Raw genomic sequence first — 25,348 nt, forward strand, 5'->3', positions numbered from 1 at the left:
CGTTCCGAAGACAGGCCAGTTTATCGAAGCCGCGCCGCGTGCACGGTTGGCGGCAGGGAAAAACGCGCCCCCATGCAACAGCCGTGTCGCAAAATCGGAACGACCGTGAACACTCCTGCAACGAGTTGGGCGAATGCCATCGCCGCCGGGCTGCCGGCTACCGGATGGACGTTCCGGAAAGCAACAGAATTGACCCATGCGGCGCTTAAAAATTGCCTGGATTAATCATTTGGGATTGCAATGGCTGAGGTTTGACACGAGAATCGGGATATTGCCTAGCGCCAATTATTCCCGAGAGTGCCGCCGTGTCCGCCCTGTCCAGACTCCGCCAGTTCGCCGTTGCCACCGTCATGTCGTGCGCCGTGCTGGCACCGTGCGCCGGCGCCCCGCAACTGCCGCTGGATGCCCGCCTCAACGAACAGATCGTCATGGTGCCGGCCGGACCGCGGATGACCGTGAAGCTGGAAACCACGCTGTACAAGCCGGCCGGCCCCGGTCCGTTTCCGCTGTTGATCATCAATCACGGCAAGTCGCCGGGCGACCCGCGCGCGCAGGGGCGCGACCGCTTCGTCTACATGGCGACGCAGTTCGTACGGCGCGGCTATGCGGTCATGGTGCCGATGCGCACCGGCTTCGCGCAGTCGGGTGGCACCTATTCCGACTTCGGCTGCAACATGAAGGCGAACGGCTACCAGCAGGCCGGCGACATCGCCGACGTGGTGGCCTATGCGCGCGAACAGGCCTTCATCGACCCGGACCATATCGTGATCGCCGGGCAGTCGTACGGCGGGCTGGCCAGCATCGCGCTGTCGACCCAGGACCTGCCGGGCGTACGCGGCATCATGAATTTCGCCGGGGGCCTGAAGGTGCACGGCGGCAGTTGCGACTGGCAGGGGTCGCTGGTCAGCGCGTTCGCCGAATTCGGCCGCAGGAACCGCATCGAAACCCTGTGGATGTACGGCGCCAACGACAGCTATTTCAGCCCGGCGCTGGTGAACCGCATGTACGACGCGTTTTCCGCCAACGGCGGCAAGGTGCAGCTGGTGGCCTACGGCCCGTTCAAGCACGACGCCCACACGATGCTGGGCAGCCGCGACGGCCAGCCGGTATGGCTGCCGGAAGTGGAGCGCTTCCTGCGCCAGGTGGGCATGCCGACCGGGCAGGTGTACGCGGTGGCCGAACCGGCACCGCAGCCGCGCACCAACTTCGCACCGCTCGACGACGTGGCCGCCGTGCCGTTCCTGCCGGAGAAGGGACGCCAGCAATACAAGGCGTTCCTGACGAAGCAGACGCCGCGCGCCTTCGCCGTCTCGTCCAGCGGCGCGTGGGGCTGGGCCGAGGAAGGCGAAATGCCGAACGAACGCGCCCTGGCCGCCTGCCAGGCCGCCAGCCGCGAGCCGTGCAGGCTGTACTCGGTCGACGACTACGTGGTCTGGGGCGACGTGGCCGAGCAGCCGAAGGACACGATGACCGGGCGGACCGACTGAGCTTGATCTTGCTCAGGTTTTGTCCTGGGGCCAGCCCTCAGGGCATTCGTTGATCTCGCACAAATCGTCGGCTGGCCCGTGACCCGGCTGCACCGCGTGCCTGCGGTGCGCGGCGGCCGGGTGGCATGCTGCTACGATGGCAACATGTGTGGACGATTCGATCAAAATGACATCGCGCGGCGCTACGTCGCCGCCTTCGGCTGGGCCGACGCCGTCTATGACAGCGAGGCCCGGCCGACCTTCAACGCGGCGCCCGGCACGTACCGCCCGGTGCTGCATCTCGTGGACGGCAAGCTGCACGTCGACGATCTGCACTGGGGCTACCGGGCCTCGTGGGCGGCCGACAAGCTGCCCGTGTCCGTCAACGCGCGCATCGAGAAGATCACCAACAACTACTGGGGCCGCCTGCTGAAGAGCGGCCGCGCCGTCGTGCCGGCCAATGGCTGGTACGAGTGGACCGGCGCGAAGGGCAAGCGGCAGCCGTGGCACATCCACCGCAAGGATGGGGAGCCGCTGTTCATGCTGGCGCTGGCCAGCTTCGCCCCGCTGCGCGACGACGACCCGGCGCACAAGGCCGAATCCGGCTTCGTGCTGGTGACGGCCGATGCCGAAGGCGGCATGCTCGACGTGCACGACCGCCGCCCCGTGGTGCTGAACGCCGCCGATGCCGCCACCTGGCTCGACCCCGACCTGCCGCGCGAACAGGCCGAAATGCTGGCGCGGCAGATGGCGCTGGAACCGGATGCCTTCGCGTGGTACCGCGTCAGCACCGAGGTCAATTACGCGGGCCGCGACGGCGCGCATCTGGCCGAGGCTCTCGCCGAGCCGCCGGCCGACGAGGACACCCCATGACGGGCAAGGGCAAGGCAGGAACAGTCACCGTCCGGGGCGCGCGCGAACACAACCTGAAGAATGTCGACGTGGACATCCCGCGCGATGCGCTGGTCGTGTTCACCGGCGTGTCCGGCTCCGGCAAATCGTCGCTGGCGTTCGGCACGCTGTATGCCGAGGCACAGCGCCGCTATCTCGAATCGGTGTCGCCGTATGCGCGCCGGCTGTTCCACCAGATGCCGGTGCCGCAGGTCGACGAGATCGACGGCCTGCCGCCCGCGGTGGCCCTGCAGCAGCAGCGCGGCACGCCCACCACCCGGTCTTCGGTCGGCAGCGTGACCACGCTGTCCAATTCCCTGCGCATGCTGTACTCGCGCGCCGGCGATTACCCGCCCGGCCAGGAACTGCTGTATGCGGAATCGTTCTCGCCCAATACGCCGGAAGGCGCCTGCTCGCAATGCCACGGCCTGGGCCGGGTGTACGAAGCGACCGAAGCGTCGATGGTGCCGGACGATGCGCTGACGATCCGCGAGCGCGCGGTGGCCGCCTGGCCCACCGCATGGCATGGCCAGAACCTGCGCGACATCCTCGTCACGCTGGGCTACGACGTCGATACGCCGTGGCGCGACCTGCCGAAAAAAGTGCGCGACTGGATCCTGTTCACCGACGAACAGCCGACGGTGCCCGTGTACGCCGGCCTGTCCCCGGAAGAAACGAAGCGCGCGCTGAAGCGCAAGGAAACGCCGAGCTACCAGGGCACGTTCACCGGCGCGCGCAAGTACGTGCTGCAGACGTTCGCCACCACGGAAAGCGCGTCGATGAAGAAGCGCGTGGCGCGCTACATGGTCAGCACCGAGTGCCCGGCATGCCGCGGCAGGCGGCTGCGGCCCGAGGCGCTGTCCGTCACGTTCGCCGGGCACGACATCACGGAACTGGCGCGCCTGCCCCTGCAGCGGCTGGCGCAGCTGATGGCGCCGCATGCCGAAGGCACGGCGAAAGTCAGCGCGAAGGAGCGGGCGGCGCACCCGGAAAAGCTGATCGTCACCCAGCGCATCGCACAGGACGTGCTGGCGCGGCTCGACGTGCTGCTGGACCTGGGCCTGGGCTACCTGGCGCTCGACCGCGGCACCCCCACGTTGTCCCCCGGCGAGCTGCAGCGCCTGCGCCTGGCCACGCAGGTGCGCTCGAACCTGTTCGGCGTGGTCTACGTGCTCGACGAACCGTCGGCCGGGCTGCACCCGGCCGATACCGTGGCGCTGCTGCGCGCGATGGCGCGGCTGAAGGCGGCGGGCAACTCGCTGTTCGTGGTGGAGCATTCGCTCGACGTGATCCGGCACGCCGACTGGATCGTCGACGTGGGCCCGGCGGCCGGCGAGGGCGGCGGCCATGTGCTGTACAGCGGCGAACCGGCCGGCCTGAAAGTCATCGACGCATCGCAGACGAAGCGTTACCTGTTCCCGGCGGCGCCGCCGCCGGCACGCGAGCCGCGCGCACCGCAGGGCTGGCTGAAGCTGGCGGGCGTTACGCGCAACAACCTGCATCGCCTGTCGTGCCAGTTTCCGCTGGGCGTGATGACCACGGTGACGGGCGTTTCCGGCTCGGGCAAGTCGAGCCTCGTCAGCCAGGTGCTCGTCGAACTGGTCACGCGTGCGCTGGGCCACGAGCCGGCAGCAGAACCGGAAGAAGAAGACGCGCTGGAACAGCAGGGCCCGGCCACGCTGGAGGGCCGGATCACGGCGGGCCTCGAGGACATCCGGCGGCTGGTGCGCGTGGACCAGAAACCCATCGGCCGCACGCCGCGCTCGAACCTGGCCACGTACACCGGCCTGTTCGACCATGTGCGCAAGCTGTTCGCCGCGACGAAGACGGCGAAATCGCGCCGCTACGACGCCGGCCGCTTTTCGTTCAACGTGGCCAAGGGCCGCTGCGACAATTGCGAGGGCGAAGGCTTCGTGATGGTGGAACTGCTGTTCCTGCCAAGCGTGTATGCGCCATGCCCGGTATGCCACGGCGCGCGCTACAACGCCAAGACTCTCGAAGTGCAGTACCGCGACCGCAACGTGGCCGAGGTGCTGGCCATGACGGTCGACGCGGCCCGGGAATTCTTCGCCGACGAGCCGGCGCTGCGCCGCGCGCTGGACATGCTGCACGACGTGGGCCTGGGCTACCTGCGCCTGGGCCAGCCGGCCACGGAACTGTCCGGCGGCGAGGCGCAGCGGATCAAGCTGGCGACCGAACTGCAGCGCGCTGCGCGCGGCAGCATGCTGTACATCCTCGACGAGCCGACCACCGGCCTGCATCCGGCGGACGTGGAGCGGCTGGTGGCCCAGTTGCAGAAACTGGTCGATGCCGGCAATACGGTCATCGCCGTCGAGCACGACATGCGCGTGGTGGCGGCGAGCGACTGGGTGATCGATATCGGCCCCGGCGCCGGCGACGAGGGCGGGCGCATCGTGGCCGCCGGGCCGCCCGCCACAGTGGCGGGCACGGCGGAGAGCCGCACGGCGCCTTACCTGGACGGTTTCCTGCGCGGCCTTCAGAGCCAGCCGCAGATCCAGCCATAGGCCGCCAGCGACAGCGCAGCGCTGGTCCACACCATGGGCTGCACGGCGGCCCGGATGCTGTGCGCGATCACCGCGCTGGCGCGATGCAGGCGCATCAGTGCCGTCACCGCCAGCAGGTTCTGCGCCGCCACGACGATATTGAGCAGCATGGCAACGCCCAGGCACCAGGCCACGGCGTCGCCGCGGCCATGCGGGTCGTCCGGCGCCAGCTCGCCGCCGGCCAGCGCGAGCAGGGCGCCATGTGCCACGGCAAGCACCAGCCCGTTCAGGCTCACGTTCAGGAAACGCGGCTGGTACCAGCCGGCACGGCACTGCGGCACGAGCGCAAGCACGTGCAGCGCGATCGCCAGGATCACGCCGATGCGCAGCACGCCGGCAAATTGGGCAAGCAGGGCAACATTCATCGCAGCACTCCTGGTACCCCGGCCGGCATCGGCGCGGGCCCGCATGCTGCCGGGACCGCCTGGCGCCCGCGGGACGGCGCCCGATACCGGCGTGGGGGCATCCGAACATAGCGGCGTTCGACGCGGATCGGCGCACGATAGCGTCATCATGCGACACCGGAAACGAACCGGCGCTACACTCGTTACTCGACGGATGAGCTTGGAGTGCCGGATGGGTGACTGGATCGATTTTCTGCAATGGCCGGCGATGGCCGCATCGTTGCTGGCGGCATGGCTGGTGGCGTCGCAGCGGGCGCGGCGGCGCCTTTCCGGGTTCGTGGTCTTCCTGGTCAGTAACGCGATGTGGATCACCTGGGGCCTGCATGACGACGCCTGGGCGCTCATCGTATTAAACTGCTGCCTGGCCGCCACGAACGTTCGCGGCATCGTCAAGAACCGCAATTCACAGGATACGCCATGACCACGTCACTGCACATCGTCTGCCCGCATTGCGATGCCGTCAACCGGGTGCCGGACGAACGCCTGGGCGAGGGCCCCACGTGCGGCAAATGCCAGCTCGGGCTGTTCACCGGCCAGCCCGTCGACCTGTCGAACGCGCGTTTCCAGAAGCATATCGAACGCAGCGATATCCCGGTGCTCGTCGACTTCTGGGCGCCCTGGTGCGGCCCGTGCCGGACGATGGCGCCGTTCTATGCGCAGGCCGCGCAGCGGCTCGAGCCGCGCGTGCGCGTGGTCAAGGTGGACACCGAGGCCAACCAGGACCTGGGCGCGCGCTACGCGATCCGCAGCATTCCCACGCTGGCGCTGTTCCGCGGCGGGCGGGAGGTGGCGCGCCAGCCGGGTGCAATGGATGCGGGCAATATACTGGCCTGGGTGCAGCAGCAGTTGAACCGGTAATGCACCCTCGCTATTAGTAAATTAAAAAGTTTACTTATTGTCGGGTTCGCCGTATAGTCGGCCCATGAACCATCTACTCCTCCTTTCGGCGGCCTGCCTCCTGGCGCTGCTGTCCACGGTCGGTGCATCGCTGCCGTACCCGATCCTGCCGCCGCTGTTCGCCTCCGGCACCGTCAATGGCCTGAATACGTTCATGGGCCTGCCGCCGAAGCTGCTGTTCGGCATCGCGCTGACCGTCAATCCACTGGGCCTGCTGATCGGCGCCACCCTGCTGGGTCCGCTCTCGGACCGCTACGGGCGCCGCCGGATCCTGCTCGCCACGGCATACGGCGCCGCGGCGGGGCATGCGCTGACGGCCTGGGCGCTGGTGCTGGAATCCTTCCCGCTGTTCGTGCTGGCGCGCTTCGCGACCGGCCTGCTGGAAGGTAACGGTTCGGTGTGCCGCGCGCTGATCGCGGAAAAGTTTACCGGCGCCGAGCGGGCCCGCGGCCTGTCGCTGGTCAATGGCGCCTTCCACCTGGGCTGGCTGGTGGGCCCGATGCTGGCCGGGCTCACGCTGGGCTTCGGCATCGTGGTGCCGTTCGCCGCCGCGATCGCCGCGCTGGTGCTGGCAGGAGTGCTGGCCGCGCTCGCCCTCCCGCGCGAGGCCGCATCGGCCGAGACCACGTCGCTGTGGCACGTGGCGCGCCATCGCCATTCGCTGAACCTGCTGCGCCACGCCGAGCCGCGTACGCTGTTCTTCATCCAGCTGGCAGGCTTTTGCGGCGTGGCCGCGTTCTACGAGTTCTACCCGTTGTGGCTGGTGGAAGAGGGCCGGTACGATGCCGCGCGGATCGCGCTGATCAACATGACGATGTGCGGCATCATGACGGCCGCTTCCGTCGTGGCCGGGCGCTACGCCGGCGGCGATGCGCTGCGCCGCGCCGGCTGGTTCGCGTGGGGCATCGCGCTGGCGGTAGGCTGCGTCGCCGTCGGCAACCTGTGGACAGGGCTGGCGGCCATCGCCCTGTTCGGCATCCCCAACGCGTTCTTCAATGCGACCGTGCAGCCGTGGGCGGCCGAACGGTTCGCCGCCCACGGGCAGGGCGCCGTGATGGGCCTGATGTCGACCACCTTCTGCCTGGCCACGATCCTGATGGCGCTGCTCGGCTCCGTACTCGTGCTGGTCGATACGCGCCTGGTGCTGGCAGTGGGCGCCGCGGCAAGCCTGTGGGCCGGCTGGCGGCTGCACAACTGGCGGCACGAACTGGCGCCGGCACTGAAAGGAATCGGCTGATGAACACCTCCGACCGCATCCTGTTCCTGCTGAAGACGCGGGGGCCGAAAACGGCGCAGCAGCTGGCCGGCATGGTGGAACTGACCTCGATGGGCGCGCGGCGCCATCTCGAGGCGGCCGAGGAAAAGGGGCTCGTGGCGTTCGAGGACGTGGCCGAGAAGGTGGGGCGGCCATCGCGCCGCTGGCTGCTGACCGATGCCGGCCATGCACGTTTCCCGGACCGCCATGCCGATCTCACCGTGGCGTTGATCGACCAGGTGAAGGCGCTGTTCGGCGACGAGGCGATGGACCGGCTGATCGTTTCGCGCGAGGCCGCCAGCGAAGCGTTCTACCGCGACACGGTCGGCACGGCCGGCGCGCTGCCCGAACGCGTGGCGGCGCTGGCCCAGGCGCGCGACGTGGAAGGCTACATGGCCGAAGTGGAAACGCAGCCGGACGGCAGCCTGCTGCTGGTGGAAAACCATTGCCCGATCTGTGCCGCCGCCCGCGTCTGCCAGAACTTTTGCCGCTCCGAACTGGAAGTGTTCCGGCGCGTGCTGGGCCCGGGCTGCAGCGTGGAACGCACCGAGCACCAGTTATCCGGCGCGCGGCGCTGCGCATACCGGATCGTGCCGGTATAGAGCTGCGAAAGTGCCGGCGGCCGGGAGTCCGGTGTTCCGGACAGGCTGCGCGATTTTCGTCCGTGGTGTACAGTAGCAAAAAACACAACGGAGGATGCCATGGCATTGGAAGACGAAGTACGCCGCAAGTTCGTGGCGGAAGTATGGAAGCGGTATGAAGAAGTGCAGAACTGGGCGATCGCCAACTGGCCCGATGCGGAACACCCGCTATCGACCAGCGATTTTGTCGAAGGCCGCAAGGAAATCCTCAGCCTCGGCCTGCCGCCGGGGCAAAAGCTGACGCAGGAACCGCAGGCGGCACCCGAGCCGGAGCAGGGCGGCCCGCAGTACCTGGACGTGACCCCCGCCCCGTGGCCCTGATCAGCCGCGCCGCGCCGGGATCCAGCACAGCAGGCTGACCACCAGACAGCCAAGCACACCGCACGCCAGCTTGAACGCGCTGTCGAACAGCAGCGGCGCGACGAGGCCGGAGACCAGTGCGAACAACGTCATCTGGATGAACGACTGCAGCGAGGCGGCCAGCCCGCTGTTGTCGGGGAACAGGTTCAGCGCCAGCAGCGACAGCGGCGGCATCGCCAGCGCCAGCGCCAGCGAGTAGAAGAACAGCGGCAGCACGGCCCACGGCACCGCGGCGGTGAACCAGTACGTGTAGGCCACGTTGGCCAGCACCGCCACCGTCATCCCCGCATAACTCAGCCAGATCAGTTGCGCCTGCGAGTACCTGCGGGCCAGCTTGCCGGACAGCGCCGAACCCACCACCATGCCCGCCACGAGCGGGATGAACAGCCAGCCGAACGCCGTTTCCGGCAGGTGCAGGATGTTCATCACGAAATACGCGGCCGAGCCGATATACAGCGCGAAGCCGCCGAACGCCACCCCCAGCGCCGCCGACAGCAGCAGGAACCGGCGGTTGCGCAGCACCTTCAGGTAGTTCGCCGCGATCAGCTTCACCTCGAACGGGTGGCGTTTTTCCTGTGGCAGGCTCTCCGGCAGCCAGCGCCACACGGCGAACAGCATCAGCACGCCGAACAGCGCGAGGAACCAGAAAATCGAACGCCAGCCCAGCGATACCTGCATCCAGCCGCCGATGATCGGCGCCAGCGCCGGCGCCAGGCCGAATACCATCATGATGTGCCCCAGGATCTTTTGCGCATCGGCACCGTCGAACCGGTCCTGCACGATCGCGCGGCCCACCACCGAGCCGGCGCCGGACGACAGGCCCTGCAGCACGCGGCAAGCGAGCAGGAACCCGAGCGAGCCGGCCAGCGCGCCGCCCACCGAGGCGATGATGTAGGCCACCAGCGACCACAGGATCACCGGGCGGCGGCCGAGCGTGTCCGACAGCGTGCCGTAGAACAGCATCATGAAGGCGAAGCAGAACAGGAACAGCGACAGCGTCTGCTGGATCGCGATCGGCGTGGCACCGAACTCGCTGGCAATGGCCGGGAACGACGGCAGGTAAGTGTCGATGGCCAGCGGCCCCACCATCGTCAGGCCGGCCAGGAGCAGCGTCAGCAGGATATTCATGGAAAGAGTATCGTTATTGTTTTTCGGGCGCGTATTTTACGTCAAGGCGGTACGCCGGCCCGGTTCGCCTGTCGGGCCAGCACGTCTGCGGGGAATCCGGTATATCGATATGAAGTTATTGCATGACCGGGACGGCGGGGATTTTGTAGAATGCGCGTGCGCGCAGCCTGCGCGACATATGAGTAAGTGAAGAACATGACAATCGATATCTTCGACGGCACCGGCGTGAAGCCCGCCCATTGGGACCTGGATGCAGTGGTCGCCGCGCTGCGCGTTTCGCGCGAGGCCACGCACAACATCCGCCACCAGCGCCGCGTGCGCGAGCTGCCTTCGCGCGAGGCGCTGTCCACCATCGTCAACGGCCTGTCGGCCGTGCTGTTCCCCACCCATTACGGACGGCCGAACCTGACGGACGAGAGCATCGATTATTTTGTCGGCGATACGCTCAACACCACGCTGAACCGCCTGACCGAACAGGTGCGGCGCGGCCTGCAGTTCGCCGACGATGCCGACATGGCCGAGGACACGCTGACGCAAAAGGCGCACGACATCACCCGCGCCTTCGCCGCCAGCCTGCCGCAGATCCGCGGGCTGCTGGTGTCGGACGTGCAGGCCGCCTACGCGGGCGACCCGGCGGCCACGTCGATCGCCGAGATCATGCTGTGCTATCCCGGCACCATGGCGATCCTGCATTACCGGCTGGCGCACCAGCTGCACAAGCTCGGTTCGCCGTTCCTGGCCCGCATGATCTGCGACATCAGCCATTCGCTGACCGGCGTCGACATCCACCCCGGCGCACAGATCGGCGCCAGTTTCTTCATCGACCACGGCACCGGCGTGGTCATCGGCGAAACGGCGATCCTGGGCGAGCGCGTGCGGCTGTACCAGCACGTGACACTGGGCGCCAAGCGCTTCCCGGCCGATGCCTCGGGCATGCTGATCAAGGGCACGCCGCGCCACCCGATCGTCGAGGACGACGTGGTGGTCTATGCCGGCGCCACCGTGCTGGGCCGCATCACGATCGGCGCCGGTTCCACCATCGGCGGCAATGTGTGGCTGACCCAGAGCGTGCCGCCGAACAGCAACGTGTCGCAGGCGCATACGCGCAGCGACTGAGCTGGCAGCCGGCTACTCCGGCACTTCGTCATCCTTCAGCGCGAAGTCGCCGCGCTCGTACGCCGCCAGCACGTCGCGGGCGGCGGCGAGGTCGCGTTCCAGCACCAGCACGCGGGCGCCGCCGAGGGCCGGCGAGATCAGCTGGTCCACCTGCGAGTGCTGGTCGTCCGTCACCACGGCGGCGATGCCGGCCGCCTCGAGGCAGCCGCGCAGCACGTGCGCCTGCGTGGGCACCAGGCAGCGCGCCGCGATCGTGTAGTCATCCTTTATCTGCTCGGTCATGACGGTCTCCTGTGTTTGCAGCCATTATGGATGGCGCTGGCAAAGGAGGGCGCAGGAATGGCAACTGCGTAACGGCAGCGCGGCTACAGCGCGTGCGTGGCGTACAGTTCGTCGAGGATGCTGCCTTTCAATGCCGCCTGGGCCGGGTCGCCGCGCGTGCGGGCACCGGGCGGCGGCGTGTATTCGGCGCGCAGGCCGCCCGTTTGCCCGTCGAGCAGCACGATGCGGTCGCTGAGGAACAGCGCCTCGTCGAGATCGTGCGTGACCATCAGGATCGTCAGCGCGTGTTCGCGCGCCACGCGCCGCAGCAGGTCCTGCAGGCGGATGCGGGTAAAGGCGTCGACGGCGGAAAACGGTTCGTCGAGCAGCAGCACGCGCGGCCGGTTGAGCAGGCCGCGGGCGATGGCGGCGCGCTGCGCCTGGCCCCCGGAGAGCTGGCGCGGCAGGTAATCGCCCAGCCCCGCCAGGCCCACCTCGGCCAGCAGCGCCGACGGGTCGGCCTCGCCGCCGAACGCCACGTTCTGCGCCACCGTCAGCCACGGGAACAGTCGCGGCTCCTGGAAGATCAGGCCGATGTCCGGCGATACGCCGTCCAGCGGCGTTCCGGCGAGCGTGACGCGGCCCCGCCAGTCGCGGTCGAGCCCGGCCACGATGGACAGCAGGCTGCTCTTGCCGCTGCCGCTGGCGCCGATCAGCGACACGCATTCGCCCTCGATCAGGCGCAGCCGCACGTCGCGCAGCACGGTGCGGTCGCCGAACGCCTTGCGGACGACGTGGATGTCGAGCAGCGGATGATCGGGCGAGGTCGCGTCGTGCAAGGTCGAGTGGGCCAAGGTCGAGTCGTGCAAGGTCGGGTGGGCCAGGTTGGTATCGGGCCGGGTCGTGCCGGGAAGCGTCATGCGGACCTCGCCAAGTCGTCGCGCCAGGCCAGCAGCCGCGTTTCGAAGCGCCGCATCAGCGTGTCGCTCAGCTTGCCCAGCAGCGCCAGCAGCAGGATCGCGGCCAGCACGATGTCGGCACGGCCCGTCTCGCGGCCGTCGCTGAGCAGGTAGCCCAGGCCACGGCTGGCGGCGATCAGCTCGGCCGCCACCATGAACATCCACGCCAGCGACAGGCCGTTGCGCAACCCCGTCATCAGCGACGGCAGCGCGGCCGGCAGCAGCACGCGCCGGGCCAGCGCCACGCCGCTCAGCCGGTACAGCCGGCCCACCTCGACCAGTTTCCGGTCGACGCCGGCGATGCCGGATGCGGCCCCCATGTAGACGGGGAAGAACGCGCCGATCGCGATCAGCACCAGCTTCGGCGCCTCGTCGATGCCCAGCCACAGCAGCAGCAGCGGCACCCAGGCCAGCGACGGCACCGCGCGCAATGCCTGGAACGTGGGATCGAGCAGCGTGGCGATGCGCGCATCCAGGCCGACGGCGGCGCCGACGACGATGCCGAGCAGCGCGCCCGCGGCAAAACCGGCGGCCACGCGCAGGGTGCTGGCGAGCACGTGCCACAGCAGGTCGGCATGAACCAGTTGCGCCAGCGTGGCCGCGATCTCCGAAGGCGGCGGCAGCAGGTGCGCGGGCACGGCGCCGGTGCGCACCAGCACCTCGACGCCCGCCAGGGCCAGCGCCGGCAGCAGCAGGCCCCACGCCGGATGCGGGCGGAAGCGCCCCGGCGCGACGCCGGGCGCCAACGCGGGCGGCAGCGGGCCGGCGGCGGGCGTGTCGCCCACCATCTCGATGCTCGATTGCAGGGTGGGGGGCGCCATGCTCATGCCCTGGCGGTCACCGCCCGGGCGAAGCGGGTATCGACCAGGTCGGCGATGGTCCTGTTCAGGTCCGTGCCGGGCTTGACCAGTGCTTCTTCCTTCAGGATCGGCGCGGCCTGCTTCAGCGCCGCCACGTGTTCGTCGCCCGGCTGCGGCTGCGAGAAATCGCTGCGCAGCTTCACCTGCAGCAGCGCGACCGGCAGCGAGACCTTGGCTTCCTCGGACAGGATGCGCGCCGCTTCGGACGGGTTGGCGATGATCCATTTGCGCGCCCGCTCGTAGGCCGCCAGCACGCGCGTGGTTTCCTCGGGCCGCTGCGCCAGGAATTCCTCGCGCACGTTCAGGAAGCCGTAGGTATTGAACGCCACGTTCCGGTAGACCAGCCGCGAGCCGCCTTCCAGCTCGCTGGCGGCCATGTGCGGATCGAGCCCGGCCCATGCATCCACGCGGCCCTGTTCCAGCGCCGCGCGGCCATCGGCGTGCTGCAGCGCCACGTGTTCGATGTCGCCCCGCTTCAGGCCGGCCTGTTTCAGGGAGCGAAGCAGGAACAGGTAAGGGTCGGTACCCTTCGTGGCCGCGATTTTTTTACCTTTCAGGTCGGCCACCGAGCGGACCGGCGAATCCTTGCGCACCACCAGCGCCGTCCATTCCGGGCGCGAGTAGATGTACGGCGTGCGGATCGGATTGCCGTTGGCGCGCGCCAGCAGGGCCGCCAGGCCGGCCGAGGAGCCGATGTCGATGCTGTTGCCGTTCAGGTATTCGAGCGCCCGGTTGCTGCCGGCGGACAGGACCCACTTGATGTCGGTGCCGGCCGGCTTGAACGCTTCTTCCAGCCAGCCGAAGCGTCGCAGGACGAGGCTGGTCGGCGAGTAATAGGCGTAATCGAGGCGCAGCTCCTTGAGCGGCCCCGCGGCGCGCACCAGCGACGGCACGGCCAGCACCGCGGCGGCACCGGCCACGGATTTCAATAACGTACGGCGTTTCATGGTTCGATCTTCCTTCATGTGATGTATTCGGTGCCTTGCCTGCAGATCAGTTGTGAGTCAATTGCAGATACAGTTGCAGATTCACTTGCAGATTCAGCCGCGACTCTTGCGCTTCACTTGCCCGCTTCGAGCGCGAGCTGGTAATCGGTCTTCGCATAATCGGCGAAATGCTTGTTCGTCACCGCGAGGAATTCCCGCGAGCGGTAGGCGGCGGCGATGTCCTTCGCGAACTGCTTGTCCTTGTCGGCGGCCTTGACGGCCACCAGGTTCACGTAGTTCGGCGAGATCTTTTCCGTCTTCAGCGCGTCGCGCAGCTTCAGGCCGGAGGCGAGCGCATAGTTGCCGTTGACGAACGAGTAGTCGGTATCCTGCAGCGAGCGGGGCAGCTGGGCCGCTTCCAGCGGCACCAGCCTGATTTTCTTCACGTTCTGCGCCACGTCCCGCTCGGAGGCGCGCACCGGGTCGATGCCCGGGCGCAGCCTGATCCAGCCCAGCTGTTCGAGCACCACCAGGGCGCGCGCCCCGTTGGTGGGATCGTTCGGCAGCGCGACGGTGGCGCCTTCCTTCACCTCGTCCAGGCTCCTGTGCTTCTTGCTGTAGATCGCGATCGGGGCAGTCGGCACGGTCACCAGCGGCACGATGGCCAGCTTTTTCTCGGCGGCGAACTTGTTCAGGTAGACGACATGCTGGAACACGTTCGCGTCCAGCGACCCTTCGGCCAGCGCGAAATTGGGCTGGATGTAATCGTTGAATTCGACCAGCTTCACCTTGTAGCCCTGGCGTTCCAGGATCGGCTTGATGCCCAGCTTCACTTGGTCGGCGTAGGGGCCGGCGCTGGTGCCGATCACCAGTTCCTTCGGGTCCTTCGCGTGGACGGGGACATGCGCCGCCAGCGAAGGGAGCAGCAGGGCGAACAGGATCGGCCGGAGATTGAATGCGGGGCGTGGCATGGTCTTGACGGTCATGAAAACTCCTAGCGTTTGTCGAGGCGGCGCGCGAGGCGGGCGCCGGAAAATTGAACCAGCTGCACGATCAGCACCAGCAGCACCACGGTGGCGACCATCATCTCGGTCTCGAAGCGGTAGTAGCCGTAGCGGATGGCCAGGTCACCGATGCCGCCGCCGCCCACCACGCCGGCCACCGCCGAATAGGACAGGAAACTGATCGCCAGCACCGTCAGGGCCAGCACCAGGCCGGAGCGCGCTTCCACCAGCAGCACGCGCAGCACGATCTGCAGTTCGCTGGCCCCCATCGCGTGCGCCGCCTCGATCACGCCGCGCGGCACTTCGCGCAGGTTCTGTTCGACCAGCCGGGCGAAGTAGGGGATTGCCGCGCACGACAGCGGCACGCTGGCCGCCAGCGGGCCGATCGAGGTGCCGGCGATGATCCGCGTGAGCGGCACCAGCGCCACCAGCAGGATGATGAACGGGAACGAGCGCACGGTGTTGACGAACCAGCCCAGCACGGCCGCGGCGAAGCGGTTCTGCAGCGGCTTGCCGCTCGAGACGAGGAACAGCACCACGCCCAGCGGGCCGCCCAGCAGCACCGCCGCCGACAGGCCGATCGACAGCATCGTCAGCGTCTGCCCCAGCGCCGTCCACAGCTCGGGCAGCAGTTCGATCCACTTGTCAGGCATGGTGGACCTCCCGGGCCGGCGAGCGCGAAGGCGCCGAAGACGGGGATGAAGCCAGGGCCGAAGACGGAGCCGAAAACAGCGACACGAGCTCGCGCCCCAGTGCGGTGATGGCGTGCGGCGTTTCCGGGCTCACGATCTCGGCGACTTCGCCACCATCGATCACGGCCACGCGGTGGCATAGCGCGGCCAGCACGTCGAGCTCGTGGCTGACGATCACGATCGTCACGTTCAGCCGCGCGTTCACGTCGCGCAGGGTCGCCAGGATGCTGCGCGTGGTCTCGGCGTCGAGGGCGGAAGTGGGTTCGTCGCACAGCAGCACGGCCGGTCCGCTGGCCAGCGCGCGGGCGATCGCCACGCGCTGGCGCTGGCCGCCGGAAAGCTGGGCCGGATACGCCTGCGGCTTGTCTTCCAGGTGCACCAGGGCCAGGCAATCGGCCACGCGCCGCGCGATCTCCTCGCGCGAGCGGCCGCCGTGGATCTCCAGCGGAAAGGCCACGTTGCCGGCCACGGTGGCGTTCTGCAGCAGGTTGAAGCCCTGGAAGATCATGCCGATGTTCTGGCGCGCCGCGCGCAGCGCGCGCTTGTCCAGACGCGTGAGTTCCTGGCCGTCGACGGTCACGGTGCCGGCGTCGGGCTGTTCGAGCAGGTTGAACAGGCGCAGCAGGGTCGACTTGCCGGCGCCGCTGCGGCCCGCGATGCCGAAGATCTCGCCGGCGCCGATATCGAGCGACACGTCGCGCACGGCGGCCACGCCGCCGTCCCGGTCACCGCTTTTGCCGCCGTTCCGGCCGGCCGTCCTGCCGAACGACTTCGACAGGCCGCGCAGCCGGATCAGCGGTTCCGCCGCCGGCAGGCTGTGTAATGCATTCATGGGATGAGGCTTTCGGATTATGAATAGGGGCTCGGCTCGGGCAGCGCGCCGGTCAGCGCATAGCGCCCCAGGTCGCGGTACTTGTAGTCGACCGGGTCGTGCAGCGTGTGCACGCGCGCGTTGCGCCAGTAGCGGTCGAAGCCGAAGCGGGCGGACGTCGACCGCGCGCCCGTCAGTTCGAACAGCTGGCTGCCGATCTCGATGGCGGCGCGGTGCGCCAGCACTTTCGCCTCGGCGCCGGCCACGGCGAGTTCGCCGCGGTCCCGCGCCGTCACGCCGTCTCCCAGCCGGAATACGCGTTCGAGTTCGCGGCCGGCATGGTCGGCCAGCACGACGGCGGGGCGCAGCAGCGTCCACAATTCGCCGTAGCGGTGCTGCACGAACGGGTCGTCCACCGCGCTGGCCACGCCGGAAGCGAACCAGGGCCGCGCCTCGCCGGCCGTGTAGTCGCGCGCGGCGGCGAACGCGCCCTCGGCGATGCCCAGGTACAGGTTCGTCATGATCAGCTGCGCGACCTGCGAGCGCACGGTGGACAGCGGCGTGGCCGCCTGGCCCGGCTGCTGCAGCACCAGGCCCACCGGCAGCAGCGTGCCGTGGAACTGCACGGTGCCGCTGTCGGTCTGCTTCTGGCCGAACGCATCCCAGTCGGCCCGCACGTCCACGCCGTCGGCGCCGGTCGGCAGCACGCCGATCAGCGACGATTGCGTCGGTTCGTGCCAGGCCGAGATCGTCAGCCAGTCCGAGCCGACCGAGCCCGAGGCGAAACTCTTCGTGCCGTCGAGGATGAAGTCGCCTTTCGCGTCGGTGGCGGCCAGCCGGCGGTCCAGCGGATTCAGGGCATTGCCCCAGAACAGGTTGTCGTCGACGCTGGCATGCAGCAGGTGGCGCTGCTGTTGCTGGGTGCCGTATAACTGGATGCCGGCCAGTTGCAGGTGGTGGAATGCGAAGACATGGGCCAGCGCGCTGTCGGCCCGCGCCAGGATGCGCACCGCCTGCAGGGTGGTGTCCCAGCCGGCGCCCTGGCCGCCGAAGTCGGCCGGGATCGACAGCGTGAGCAGGCCGGATGCGCGGATCAGCTGGCGCTCGTGGCGCGCGTGGCCGCCGGCCGCATCGCGTTCGACCGCCGTGGCGGCCAGTTCGGCGGCCAGCGACGCGGCGACGGCGAGCGGATCGGCATGCTGCAGGGCGGGTTCGGGTGCGTTCATGGGTATACGAAGGAATGACAATGAAAAAAATGACAGCGCGGCCAGTATTGCGCCCGGCCCAAGTGTCAGTCCACGAAGAAAAGCACGCTTCCATATGCGATAAAGTCATGTTGAGAAAATCACATATCGAAGTGCGAAACCATTCGTTCTGTAACCGGTGGCGCTGCCGTAGCCTTGCTGACATTGAATTGTTATATCAACTGGCAAAAGAAGGCGAACATCCATGAGCATCCTCCTGATTTCCGGCAGCCCCGCGGTACCTTCCTCGTCGAGCCGCCTGCTGCACCACATCGGCGACAAGCTGGCCGCCCACGGCTACCGCACCACCCGCCTGAACGTGCGCGACCTGCCGGCGCAGGCACTGCTCGCCGCCGACAACACCGACGCCGTGATCCGCGCGGCGCTGGCGGAAGTGGCCGAGGCGCATGCCGTGATCGTCGCGACGCCTGTCTACAAGGCCGCCTATTCCGGCGTGCTGAAAGCCTTCCTGGACCTGCTGCCGCAGAACGGCCTGGCCGGCAAGATCGTGCTGCCGGTGGCCACCGGCGGCAGCCAGTCGCATCTGCTGGCGCTCGACTACGCGCTGCGCCCGGTGCTGCATGCGCTGGAAGCGGACCAGGTGCTGACCAGCATCTACGCCACCTCGCAGCAGGTGCAGTGGAGCGAGCACGAAGGCGTGCTGCTGGCGCCGGAGATCGCCGTGCGCGTGGCCGCCGGCGTGGCCGTGCTGGACCGTGCGCTCGGCTACCGCACCGCGGCCGAGGAGGCCGAGCGCGCGTCCGTGCGTTCGCTGCAGGATCATCCGTACACGTCGCAGGCCGCATGATGGCGCAACAACATAAACTCCTGGCCCGCCGCCGCACGATCGGCCTGTTGCTGTCCACCGCCTTCGCCGCCGGGTTTTCCGGGCTGGCGCCTGGCCTGGCGCACGCGCAGGCGGCGAAGGTGGTGCGCATCGGTTACCAGAAATACGGCACGCTGACCTTGCTGAAAGGCCGCGGCACGCTGGAAAAGCGCCTGGCGCAGCAGGGCGTGACGGTGCAGTGGACCGAGTTCCCGGCCGGCCCGCAGCTGCTCGAAGGCCTCAATGTCGGCAGCATCGACTTCGGCACGGTGGGCGAGGCGCCGCCGATCTTCGCGCAGGCCGCGGGCGCCGCCCTGGTCTACGTGGGCAACGAGCCGCCGTCGCCGCACAGCGAGGCGATCGTCGTTCCGAAGGATTCGAAGCTCACCAGCGTCGCCCAGCTGAAGGGCAAGCGTGTGGCGCTGAACAAGGGATCGAACGTGCATTACCTGCTGCTGCGGGCGCTGGAACAGGCCGGCGTGGCGTACAAGGATATCCAGCCGGTCTACCTGCCGCCGGCCGACGCCCGCGCCGCGTTCGAGCGCGGTTCGGTGGACGCGTGGGTGATCTGGGATCCGTTCTTCGCCGCCGCGCAGAAGCAGATCGGCGCCCGCGTGCTGGTCGACGGCAAGGGCCTGGTCTCCAACCACCAGTTCTACCTCGCCGCGCGCGACTGGGCGCGCGGCAACCCGGCGCTGCAGCAGATCCTGCTCGAGGAAATCGCCAAGGTCGACGACTGGGGGCGCGACAACGCCAGGGAAGTCTCGGCGATCCTGTCCGCGCAGACCGGGCTCGATCCGGCCGTCGTCGAACTGGCCGCGTCGCGCTACAGCTACGGCGTGAAACCCGTGTCGGACGCGGTGCTGCGCGAACAGCAGAAGATCGCCGATGCCTTCGCCGGTTTGAAGCTGATCCCGAAACCCATCGTCATCAAGGATGCCGTGCTGGCATCGGCAAAGTAAGCGGCGCAGCCAGGCGCTCGCCGCCGGCTGGCCGCGGAAGCAGTCAAGCATAAATATTCAGGAGTTTCATCCATGTCGTTGAATTTGTTCTGGTTCATTCCCACCCACGGCGACAGCCGTTACCTTGGCACGTCGAAAGGCGCCCGCGCCGTCGATGCCGACTACCTCCGGCAGGTGGCCGTGGCGGCCGACACGCTGGGCTACGACGGCGTGCTCCTGCCCACAGGGCGCTCGTGCGAAGATGCCTGGGTAGTCGCATCGTCGCTCATTCACGCGACGAAGAACCTGAAGTTCCTCGTCGCCGTGCGACCGGGGCTCTCCACGCCCGGCCTGGCGGTGCGCATGGCATCCACGTTCGACCGGCTGTCGAACGGCCGGCTCCTGATCAACGTCGTCACCGGTGGCGATCCCACCGAACTGGCAGCCGACGGCCTGACGGCCGATCACGCCGAGCGCTACGAGATCTCGGATGAATTCATCCGTATCTGGCGCGGCGCGCTGTCGGGAGAAGGCGGCGATGCCGGCTTCGACTTCGAGGGCAAGCACCTGCAGGTGAAAGGCGCCAGGACACTGTACCCGCCGGTGCAGAAACCTTACCCGCCGCTGTACTTCGGCGGCTCGTCGGAGGCGGCGCACGAGCTGGCGGCCGAGCAGATGGACGTGTACCTGACGTGGGGCGAACCGCCCGCCGCCGTGGCGGAGAAGATCGCCGATATCCGCCGCCGCGCCGCCGAGCATGGCCGCACCGTGAAGTTCGGCATCCGGCTGCACGTGATCGTGCGCGAAACGAACGAGGAGGCATGGCAGGCGGCCGACAAGCTGATCTCGCACCTGGACGACGACGTGATCGCCAAGGCGCAGGCCTCGTTCGCCCGCATGGATTCGGAAGGCCAGCGCCGCATGGCCGCGCTGCACGGCGGCCGGCGCGACAAGCTGGAAGTGTCGCCGAACCTGTGGGCTGGCGTGGGCCTGGTGCGCGGCGGTGCCGGCACGGCGCTGGTGGGCGATGCCGAAACGGTGGTGGCGCGCATCCGCGAATACGCCGATCTCGGCATCGAGACGTTCATCTTCTCGGGCTATCCGCACCTGGAGGAATCGTATCGCTTCGCCGAGCTGGTGTTCCCGCTGCTGAAGGATGGGAAAGTGCGGGGGAAAGAGCAGGGCGAAGTGTCGATCACCGGGCCGTTCGGCGAAGTGATGGCTACCGATATCGTGCCGAAGAAGGCGGCGTGACATGAATAGCGCCGCTATCGCAAATACACTGGCCGCGGCCGGGCGGGCACCGTCGCGGGCCTGGGCCCGCGTGCGCTCGGCGCTGGCACCCTGGCTGCTGCCGATCGTGCTGCTGCTGGCATGGGAAGTGTCGGCCCGCGCCGGCTGGCTGTCGAGCCGCATCCTGCCCGAGCCGCTGGCCGTGGCCACCGCGTTCTGGACGCTGGCCGCGTCCGGCGAGCTGTGGGAGCATCTGAGCACGAGCCTGTGGCGCGCCGCTTCCGGCTTTGCCGTCGGCGCCGGCCTCGGCCTCGCGCTCGGCCTGCTGACGGGCAGCTTCCGCCAGGCCGAAACGCTGCTCGACACCACGCTGCAGATGGTGCGCAACATTCCGGCGCTGGCGCTGATTCCGCTGGTGATCCTGTGGTTCGGCATCGACGAGACGGCCAAGCTCTTCCTGCTGGCGGTCGGCGTGTTCTTCCCCGTGTACCTGAATACCTTCCACGGCATCCGCGCCACGGACGCGGGCCTGATCGAAATGGCGAAAAGCTACGGCCTGAAGGGCTGGCCGCTGTACCGCGACGTGATCCTGCCGGGCGCGCTGCCGTCGATCCTGGTCGGCGTGCGCTTCTCGCTGGGCCTCGTCTGGGTGCTGCTGATCGTGGCGGAAACGATTTCCGCGCAGGCCGGCATCGGCTACATGACGATGAACGCGCGCGAATTCCTGCAGACCGACGTGGTGCTCGTCGGGATCCTGCTGTACGCGATCCTCGGCAAGCTGGCCGACCTGGTGGCCCGCGCGCTGGAACGCCGGCTGCTCCGCTGGAATCCGGCTTATAGCTGAACTTTAGCTGAACCCAAGCTGAACCCGGCTGAACCATCGCTGAATCATCACTGAAAGAACAATATGCTGCATGCGACCTTACCCCTCGATACCGAACCGTTCGCGTTCACCCCGGAGCCCGTGGAAGCGGCACCGGCACGCCGGCCGCTGCAGCGCCAGGGCGTGGGCGTGCACCTGCAGGGGCTGACCAAATCGTTCGGCGAACGCCGCGTGCTCGATGGCATCGGGCTGGAACTGAAGGCGGGCGAATTCGTCGCCATCGTTGGCCGCAGCGGTTGCGGCAAGAGCACGCTGCTGCGCACGATCGCCGGCCTCGATGCGGTCGACGGCGGCCGCATCACGGTCGGCAACGGTGTCGCCAGGGATGCGCAGCGCGACGGACCGCCGCTGCGGATGATGTTCCAGGAAGCGCGCCTGCTGCCATGGAAGACGGTGCTGGAAAACGTCGCCCTCGGCTTGCCGAACGGCCTGCACGCCGCAGCCGGCGCGCTGGCCGCCGTGGGCCTCGCCGACCGCGCCGACGCCTGGCCGGCGCAGCTTTCCGGCGGCCAGCGGCAGCGCGTGGCCCTGGCCCGTGCACTCGTGCACGAGCCGTCGCTGCTGCTACTCGACGAACCGCTCGGCGCACTCGATGCGCTGACCCGGATCGAGATGCAGCAACTGATCGAATCGCTGTGGCGGCAGCGCGGCTTCACCGCCGTGCTGGTCACGCACGACGTGCAGGAAGCGGTGGCGCTGGCCGACCGCGTGCTGCTGATCGAGGACGGCCGCATCACGCTGGACCTCGCCGTCGACCTGCCACGGCCCCGCACGCGCGGCAACCCGGCGTTCGCCGCGCTGGAAGAAAAGCTGCTGGACCGGCTGCTGGCCCGCTGACCTTCTCGGTACGATACGGTTGAGCCCGTGTCACTTTGGTGCCAGGCACCAAAGTGACACGGGCTCAACCGTAGCCGCAGTGCTCGCAACACGCCACGCTTCACTCCCCAACCCGGTAGCTCCCGCCTTTGCCATTTGGCAGATGTGAATACGGCCGCGCGCCGGCTATCATGCATTCACTTCCGGCGAGTACTGCACTATCGATTAATTCGATAACACAACGGTAAATTTTCCGTTTTACTTCTTCTCCCGGTCGCGGACATAATGCCGCATCGATAACTTGCATCGACAACCACCGGAGAAATACAACCATGAAAAAACTGATCGCCCTCGTACTCGCCGCCGGCTTCTCGACCGCCGCCCTGGCCGCGCCTGAAACCTACGTGATCGACGATTCGCACACGTTCGCGCGCTTCTCGTACAGCCACCTGGGGTTCTCGACGCAGGAAAGTCGTTTCGACAGCACCAAGGGCAAGATCACGCTGGACCGCGCCGCCAAGACCGGTTCCACCGAGATCACGATCGACACCAATTCGGTGAACACCGGTAATGCCACCTTCAACAGCCACCTGAAAGGCGCGGACTTCTTCGACGTGGCGAAATTCCCCACGATCACGTTCAAGTCGACCAAGTTCAATTTCAGCGGCGACGCGCTGGCGTCGGTGGACGGCAACCTGACGATCAAGGGCGTCACCAAGCCGGTGAACCTGAAGATCACGTCGTTCAAGTGCCAGCCGCACCCGATGGCCAAGAAGGATGCCTGCGGCGCCAACGCGACCGCCACGATCAAGCGTTCCGAATTCAACGCCGGCAAATACGCGCCGAACGTGAGCGATGACGTGACGCTGACGTTCTCCGTGGAAGCCATCAAGGAATAAGCGCCAGGCAGTCACCGCCTGGCCCGGCGGGCAGCGGTCGCCCGGCAATTTTTGCTGTAATTGGTACAGCGCCACACAAGGAAAAAAAGCATGAAGCGACTGATGCTCGCTGCCGCCATCGCGGCGGCAGGGACGAACACATCCATGGCGACCGACCTGATCGTCACCAACGCCAAGGTGGCGACGATGGTCAAGGAAGGGCAGTTCGCCCAGGCCGTGGCGATCGACAACGGCAAGATCTCGGCGGTGGGCACCAATGCCCAGGTGCTGAAGAAGAAAACCGCCAACACCCAGGTGATCGACGCCGGCGGGCGCACGGTGATACCCGGCCTGAATGACTCCCACCTGCACATCATCCGCGAAGGCCTGAACTACAACGCCGAGCTGCGCTGGGACGGCGTCACGTCGCTCAAGCGCGCGCTGGAAATGCTCAGGGAGCAGGCCGCCCGCACGCCCGATGGCCAGTGGATCAAGGTGGTCGGCGGCTGGAACGAATACCAGTTCGACGAAAAGCGCCTGCCCACGCTGGCCGAAATCAACGAAGCGGTGCCGGACAAGCCCGTGTTCCTGCTGTACCTGTACGGCCTGGGTTTCCTGAACAAGAAGGGCGTCGAGACGCTCGGCTACGATGCGACAACGCGGTACAAGGAAGGCGTCGTCGAGCTGGGCGCGGACGGCAAGCCCACGGGCCTGCTGGTCGCCAAGCCGAACGCGCTGATCCTGTATTCCACGCTGGCCAGGACGGGCATGTTGCCGCGCGACCAGCAGCTGAACTCCACGCAGCAGTATTATCGCGAGCTCAACCGCCTGGGCATCACCAGCGCGATCGACGCGGGCGGCGGCGGCCAGGCCTATCCGGACGATTACGCCGTCAGCCTGGAGCTGGCCAGGAACGGCAAGCTGACGGTGCGCACCTCGTATTACCTGTTCGCGCAGAAGCCCGGCAAGGAGCTGGAAGACTACCAGCGCTGGCTCACCCAGACGAAACCGGACAGGAACGACCACCTGTTCTACGCCAACGGCTACAACACCGAGGGCGGCGGCGAGAACCTGGTATGGAGCGCGGCCGACTTCGAGAATTTCCTGGAACCGCGGCCGGACATGCCCGAACACATGGAAGGCGAGCTGGAAGCCGTGCTGCGCCTGCTGGTCAAGAACCGCTGGCCATTCCGCATCCACGCCACCTACGGCGAATCGATCGAGCGCGACCTGGCCGTGATCGAGAAGGTGAACAGGGACCAGCCCCTGAACGGCCTGCGCTGGTTCTTCGACCACGCCGAAACGATCTCGGACGACCAGCTGGCGCGGGTGAAGAAGCTGGGCGGCGGCATCGCCGTGCAGAACCGCATGTATTTCCAGGGCGAGGCGTACTGGAAGCGCTATGGCGCGCAGACCCGCCAGATGCCGCCGATCCGCACGATGCTGAAGATGGGCCTTCCCGTGGGCCTGGGCACCGATGGCACGCGCGTTTCCAGCTACGGCCCGTGGCCGTCGGTCTACTGGGCCGTGACCGGCAAGACGGCCGGCGGCCTGCAGATCTGGCAGGAGCAGGACCGCCTGTCGCGCCACGAGGCGCTGCAGCTGATGACCCGCGGCAGCGCGTGGATGAGCGGCGAGGAAAAACTCAAGGGCACGCTCGCCGTGGGCCAGTATGCCGACCTGGTGATCCTGCCGCAGGATTACTTCACCATGCCGGCCGAGGGCATCCGCAACCTCGAAGCGGCGCTGACGGTCGTCAACGGCAAGGTGGTGTACGCCGGCGAGGCCTTCGGCAAGTACGCGCCGCCGGCACCGGCCGTGCTGCCCGAATGGAGCCCCGTGAAGCATTACGGCGGCTACCAGAACAAATAAGCCGGGGAGGGCGGGATGCTGAAAAAACTCATCGGAACCTCCACGCCGGATGCGGGCCTGCTGTTCGCCCGCCTGGCGGGCGCCGCGCTGCTGCTGTGGGTGCACGGCTTGCCGAAGCTGCTGCACTGGCAGGGCGAGCTGGCGCATATCGACGACCCGCTGCACATGGGACGCGGCATCACGCTGGCATGCGCGCTGTTCGCCGAGGTGCTGTGCCCGTTCCTGATCGCCGCCGGCCTGTTCACCCGGCTGGCCTGCCTGCCGGTGCTGTTCCTGCTGGGCGTATCGATGGTGCTGGTGCACCCGGACTGGAGTATCGAGCAGGGCCAGTTCGGCTGGCTGCTGCTGATCGTGTTCGGCACCATCGCGCTGGCCGGCGCTGGGCGCTGGTCCGTCGACCGGCGGCTGGCGGGGTGATCC

27 protein-coding genes are annotated in these 25,348 nt (G+C 67.8%); 17 read left to right on the forward strand and 10 right to left on the reverse strand.

Features of this window, described 5'->3' with window-relative positions:
* Positions 1 to 305: 305 nt before the first annotated feature.
* The 3 genes from GJV26_RS24405 (at position 306) to uvrA (ending at position 4,882) form a co-directional block, all read left to right on the forward strand.
* On the forward strand, positions 306 to 1,487 hold the full coding sequence (locus GJV26_RS24405; protein ID WP_229427989.1) for a dienelactone hydrolase family protein: 1,182 nt from the start codon (positions 306 to 308) through the stop codon (positions 1,485 to 1,487).
* 78 nt (positions 1,488 to 1,565) lie between these two features.
* A complete protein-coding gene (locus GJV26_RS24410; protein WP_229427990.1) occupies positions 1,566 to 2,339 on the forward strand; it encodes an SOS response-associated peptidase in 774 nt (257 codons plus the stop codon).
* Positions 2,336 to 4,882, forward strand: a complete 2,547-nt coding sequence (gene uvrA, locus GJV26_RS24415; RefSeq protein WP_155711250.1) for an excinuclease ABC subunit UvrA — start codon at positions 2,336 to 2,338, stop codon at positions 4,880 to 4,882. The genes GJV26_RS24410 and uvrA overlap by 4 nt, the downstream gene beginning before the upstream one ends.
* Here the strand turns inward: uvrA and GJV26_RS24420 are convergent.
* The gene (locus tag GJV26_RS24420) at positions 4,855 to 5,286 is read right to left on the reverse strand and encodes a hypothetical protein (protein ID WP_155711251.1); all 432 of its coding nucleotides are present in this window, start codon (positions 5,284 to 5,286) and stop codon (positions 4,855 to 4,857) included. The two genes, uvrA and GJV26_RS24420, sit on opposite strands and share 28 nt — an antisense overlap.
* 211 nt (positions 5,287 to 5,497) lie before the next feature.
* Between GJV26_RS24420 and GJV26_RS24425 the strand changes: the two genes are divergently transcribed.
* The 5 genes from GJV26_RS24425 (at position 5,498) to GJV26_RS24445 (ending at position 8,439) form a co-directional block, all read left to right on the forward strand.
* Positions 5,498 to 5,746, forward strand: coding sequence for a YgjV family protein (locus GJV26_RS24425; RefSeq protein ID WP_155711252.1), 249 nt, complete (start codon positions 5,498 to 5,500; stop codon positions 5,744 to 5,746).
* The gene (gene trxC, locus GJV26_RS24430) at positions 5,743 to 6,183 is read left to right on the forward strand and encodes a thioredoxin TrxC (protein ID WP_155711253.1); all 441 of its coding nucleotides are present in this window, start codon (positions 5,743 to 5,745) and stop codon (positions 6,181 to 6,183) included. Before GJV26_RS24425 ends, trxC begins: the two co-directional genes overlap by 4 nt.
* Positions 6,184 to 6,247: 64 nt before the next feature.
* Positions 6,248 to 7,459: an MFS transporter gene (locus tag GJV26_RS24435; RefSeq protein WP_155711254.1), complete on the forward strand. Its 1,212-nt coding sequence runs from the start codon at positions 6,248 to 6,250 to the stop codon at positions 7,457 to 7,459.
* Positions 7,459 to 8,079, forward strand: a complete 621-nt coding sequence (locus GJV26_RS24440) for a helix-turn-helix transcriptional regulator (RefSeq protein WP_155711255.1) — start codon at positions 7,459 to 7,461, stop codon at positions 8,077 to 8,079. The genes GJV26_RS24435 and GJV26_RS24440 overlap by 1 nt, the downstream gene beginning before the upstream one ends.
* 99 nt (positions 8,080 to 8,178) lie before the next feature.
* On the forward strand, positions 8,179 to 8,439 hold the full coding sequence (locus tag GJV26_RS24445; protein ID WP_155711256.1) for a hypothetical protein: 261 nt from the start codon (positions 8,179 to 8,181) through the stop codon (positions 8,437 to 8,439).
* On the opposite strand, the gene GJV26_RS24450 is transcribed toward GJV26_RS24445, so the two are convergent.
* Positions 8,440 to 9,606 carry a multidrug effflux MFS transporter gene (locus GJV26_RS24450; protein WP_155711257.1) on the reverse strand — a complete coding sequence of 389 codons (1,167 nt, stop codon included), beginning with the start codon at positions 9,604 to 9,606 and terminating at the stop codon, positions 8,440 to 8,442.
* 195 nt (positions 9,607 to 9,801) lie between these two features.
* Between GJV26_RS24450 and epsC the strand changes: the two genes are divergently transcribed.
* Entirely contained in the window at positions 9,802 to 10,722 is a 921-nt protein-coding gene (gene epsC / locus GJV26_RS24455) for a serine O-acetyltransferase EpsC (protein ID WP_155711258.1), read from the forward strand.
* A gap of 12 nt (positions 10,723 to 10,734) precedes the next feature.
* Here epsC and GJV26_RS24460 read toward each other — a convergent pair whose 3' ends face one another.
* The 8 genes from GJV26_RS24460 to GJV26_RS24495 form a co-directional block, all read right to left on the reverse strand.
* A complete protein-coding gene (locus GJV26_RS24460; RefSeq protein ID WP_155711259.1) occupies positions 10,735 to 11,004 on the reverse strand; it encodes a putative signal transducing protein in 270 nt (89 codons plus the stop codon).
* Between the two features lie 83 nt (positions 11,005 to 11,087).
* Positions 11,088 to 11,903, reverse strand: coding sequence for an ABC transporter ATP-binding protein (locus GJV26_RS24465; RefSeq protein ID WP_155711260.1), 816 nt, complete (start codon positions 11,901 to 11,903; stop codon positions 11,088 to 11,090).
* Positions 11,900 to 12,727: an ABC transporter permease gene (locus tag GJV26_RS24470; protein ID WP_371866572.1), complete on the reverse strand. Its 828-nt coding sequence runs from the start codon at positions 12,725 to 12,727 to the stop codon at positions 11,900 to 11,902. Before GJV26_RS24470 ends, GJV26_RS24465 begins: the two co-directional genes overlap by 4 nt.
* Positions 12,728 to 12,765: 38 nt before the next feature.
* A complete protein-coding gene (locus GJV26_RS24475; protein WP_155711262.1) occupies positions 12,766 to 13,749 on the reverse strand; it encodes an aliphatic sulfonate ABC transporter substrate-binding protein in 984 nt (327 codons plus the stop codon).
* A 113-nt stretch (positions 13,750 to 13,862) separates the two neighbouring features.
* On the reverse strand, positions 13,863 to 14,714 hold the full coding sequence (locus GJV26_RS24480) for a MetQ/NlpA family ABC transporter substrate-binding protein (RefSeq protein WP_229419426.1): 852 nt from the start codon (positions 14,712 to 14,714) through the stop codon (positions 13,863 to 13,865).
* Positions 14,715 to 14,722: 8 nt separating this feature from the next.
* Entirely contained in the window at positions 14,723 to 15,385 is a 663-nt protein-coding gene (locus GJV26_RS24485; protein ID WP_155711263.1) for a methionine ABC transporter permease, read from the reverse strand.
* Positions 15,378 to 16,256, reverse strand: a complete 879-nt coding sequence (locus GJV26_RS24490; protein ID WP_155711264.1) for a methionine ABC transporter ATP-binding protein — start codon at positions 16,254 to 16,256, stop codon at positions 15,378 to 15,380. The genes GJV26_RS24485 and GJV26_RS24490 overlap by 8 nt, the downstream gene beginning before the upstream one ends.
* A gap of 17 nt (positions 16,257 to 16,273) precedes the next feature.
* Positions 16,274 to 17,461, reverse strand: a complete 1,188-nt coding sequence (locus GJV26_RS24495; protein WP_155711265.1) for an acyl-CoA dehydrogenase family protein — start codon at positions 17,459 to 17,461, stop codon at positions 16,274 to 16,276.
* A gap of 223 nt (positions 17,462 to 17,684) precedes the next feature.
* Between GJV26_RS24495 and ssuE the strand changes: the two genes are divergently transcribed.
* The 8 genes from ssuE (at position 17,685) to GJV26_RS24535 (ending at position 25,345) form a co-directional block, all read left to right on the forward strand.
* Complete coding sequence (gene ssuE / locus GJV26_RS24500; RefSeq protein ID WP_155711266.1) at positions 17,685 to 18,287, forward strand: NADPH-dependent FMN reductase; 603 nt, start codon at positions 17,685 to 17,687, stop codon at positions 18,285 to 18,287.
* Positions 18,284 to 19,267, forward strand: a complete 984-nt coding sequence (locus GJV26_RS24505) for a sulfonate ABC transporter substrate-binding protein (protein WP_155711267.1) — start codon at positions 18,284 to 18,286, stop codon at positions 19,265 to 19,267. The genes ssuE and GJV26_RS24505 overlap by 4 nt, the downstream gene beginning before the upstream one ends.
* Before the next feature lie 72 nt (positions 19,268 to 19,339).
* Positions 19,340 to 20,500 carry an FMNH2-dependent alkanesulfonate monooxygenase gene (gene ssuD / locus GJV26_RS24510; protein WP_155711268.1) on the forward strand — a complete coding sequence of 387 codons (1,161 nt, stop codon included), beginning with the start codon at positions 19,340 to 19,342 and terminating at the stop codon, positions 20,498 to 20,500.
* Position 20,501: 1 nt separating this feature from the next.
* On the forward strand, positions 20,502 to 21,323 hold the full coding sequence (gene ssuC / locus GJV26_RS24515) for an aliphatic sulfonate ABC transporter permease SsuC (protein ID WP_155711269.1): 822 nt from the start codon (positions 20,502 to 20,504) through the stop codon (positions 21,321 to 21,323).
* A 63-nt stretch (positions 21,324 to 21,386) separates the two neighbouring features.
* Positions 21,387 to 22,199 (forward strand): ATP-binding cassette domain-containing protein, encoded by an 813-nt coding sequence (locus GJV26_RS24520; protein ID WP_155711270.1) that lies wholly within the window; start codon positions 21,387 to 21,389, stop codon positions 22,197 to 22,199.
* A 311-nt stretch (positions 22,200 to 22,510) separates the two neighbouring features.
* Positions 22,511 to 23,077 carry a YceI family protein gene (locus GJV26_RS24525; protein ID WP_155711271.1) on the forward strand — a complete coding sequence of 189 codons (567 nt, stop codon included), beginning with the start codon at positions 22,511 to 22,513 and terminating at the stop codon, positions 23,075 to 23,077.
* Positions 23,078 to 23,167: 90 nt separating this feature from the next.
* Positions 23,168 to 24,928: an amidohydrolase gene (locus tag GJV26_RS24530; protein WP_155711272.1), complete on the forward strand. Its 1,761-nt coding sequence runs from the start codon at positions 23,168 to 23,170 to the stop codon at positions 24,926 to 24,928.
* Between the two features lie 15 nt (positions 24,929 to 24,943).
* Entirely contained in the window at positions 24,944 to 25,345 is a 402-nt protein-coding gene (locus tag GJV26_RS24535; protein WP_155711273.1) for a DoxX family protein, read from the forward strand.
* Positions 25,346 to 25,348 lie beyond the last annotated feature (3 nt).

This window comes from Pseudoduganella dura, from assembly GCF_009727155.1.
Lineage (GTDB): Bacteria > Pseudomonadota > Gammaproteobacteria > Burkholderiales > Burkholderiaceae_D > Rugamonas > Rugamonas dura.

Excerpts from the sequence above, each read along its gene's own strand:
- GJV26_RS24450 (WP_155711257.1), bottom strand. The coding sequence starts at position 9,606 with ATGAATATCCTGCTGACGCTGCTCCTGGCCGGCCTGACGATGGTGGGG.
- GJV26_RS24495 (WP_155711265.1), bottom strand. The coding sequence starts at position 17,461 with ATGAACGCACCCGAACCCGCCCTGCAGCATGCCGATCCGCTCGCCGTC.
- trxC (WP_155711253.1), top strand. The coding sequence starts at position 5,743 with ATGACCACGTCACTGCACATCGTCTGCCCGCATTGCGATGCCGTCAAC.
- GJV26_RS24485 (WP_155711263.1), bottom strand. The coding sequence starts at position 15,385 with ATGCCTGACAAGTGGATCGAACTGCTGCCCGAGCTGTGGACGGCGCTG.
- GJV26_RS24525 (WP_155711271.1), top strand. The coding sequence starts at position 22,511 with ATGAAAAAACTGATCGCCCTCGTACTCGCCGCCGGCTTCTCGACCGCC.
- GJV26_RS24490 (WP_155711264.1), bottom strand. The coding sequence starts at position 16,256 with ATGAATGCATTACACAGCCTGCCGGCGGCGGAACCGCTGATCCGGCTG.
- GJV26_RS24480 (WP_229419426.1), bottom strand. The coding sequence starts at position 14,714 with ATGACCGTCAAGACCATGCCACGCCCCGCATTCAATCTCCGGCCGATC.
- GJV26_RS24530 (WP_155711272.1), top strand. The coding sequence starts at position 23,168 with ATGAAGCGACTGATGCTCGCTGCCGCCATCGCGGCGGCAGGGACGAAC.
- GJV26_RS24420 (WP_155711251.1), bottom strand. The coding sequence starts at position 5,286 with ATGAATGTTGCCCTGCTTGCCCAATTTGCCGGCGTGCTGCGCATCGGC.
- ssuE (WP_155711266.1), top strand. The coding sequence starts at position 17,685 with ATGAGCATCCTCCTGATTTCCGGCAGCCCCGCGGTACCTTCCTCGTCG.
- GJV26_RS24435 (WP_155711254.1), top strand. The coding sequence starts at position 6,248 with ATGAACCATCTACTCCTCCTTTCGGCGGCCTGCCTCCTGGCGCTGCTG.
- uvrA (WP_155711250.1), top strand. The coding sequence starts at position 2,336 with ATGACGGGCAAGGGCAAGGCAGGAACAGTCACCGTCCGGGGCGCGCGC.
- GJV26_RS24425 (WP_155711252.1), top strand. The coding sequence starts at position 5,498 with ATGGGTGACTGGATCGATTTTCTGCAATGGCCGGCGATGGCCGCATCG.
- GJV26_RS24520 (WP_155711270.1), top strand. The coding sequence starts at position 21,387 with ATGCTGCATGCGACCTTACCCCTCGATACCGAACCGTTCGCGTTCACC.
- GJV26_RS24505 (WP_155711267.1), top strand. The coding sequence starts at position 18,284 with ATGATGGCGCAACAACATAAACTCCTGGCCCGCCGCCGCACGATCGGC.
- GJV26_RS24445 (WP_155711256.1), top strand. The coding sequence starts at position 8,179 with ATGGCATTGGAAGACGAAGTACGCCGCAAGTTCGTGGCGGAAGTATGG.
- ssuC (WP_155711269.1), top strand. The coding sequence starts at position 20,502 with ATGAATAGCGCCGCTATCGCAAATACACTGGCCGCGGCCGGGCGGGCA.
- epsC (WP_155711258.1), top strand. The coding sequence starts at position 9,802 with ATGACAATCGATATCTTCGACGGCACCGGCGTGAAGCCCGCCCATTGG.
- GJV26_RS24440 (WP_155711255.1), top strand. The coding sequence starts at position 7,459 with ATGAACACCTCCGACCGCATCCTGTTCCTGCTGAAGACGCGGGGGCCG.
- GJV26_RS24535 (WP_155711273.1), top strand. The coding sequence starts at position 24,944 with ATGCTGAAAAAACTCATCGGAACCTCCACGCCGGATGCGGGCCTGCTG.
- GJV26_RS24465 (WP_155711260.1), bottom strand. The coding sequence starts at position 11,903 with ATGACGCTTCCCGGCACGACCCGGCCCGATACCAACCTGGCCCACCCG.
- GJV26_RS24475 (WP_155711262.1), bottom strand. The coding sequence starts at position 13,749 with ATGAAACGCCGTACGTTATTGAAATCCGTGGCCGGTGCCGCCGCGGTG.
- GJV26_RS24460 (WP_155711259.1), bottom strand. The coding sequence starts at position 11,004 with ATGACCGAGCAGATAAAGGATGACTACACGATCGCGGCGCGCTGCCTG.
- ssuD (WP_155711268.1), top strand. The coding sequence starts at position 19,340 with ATGTCGTTGAATTTGTTCTGGTTCATTCCCACCCACGGCGACAGCCGT.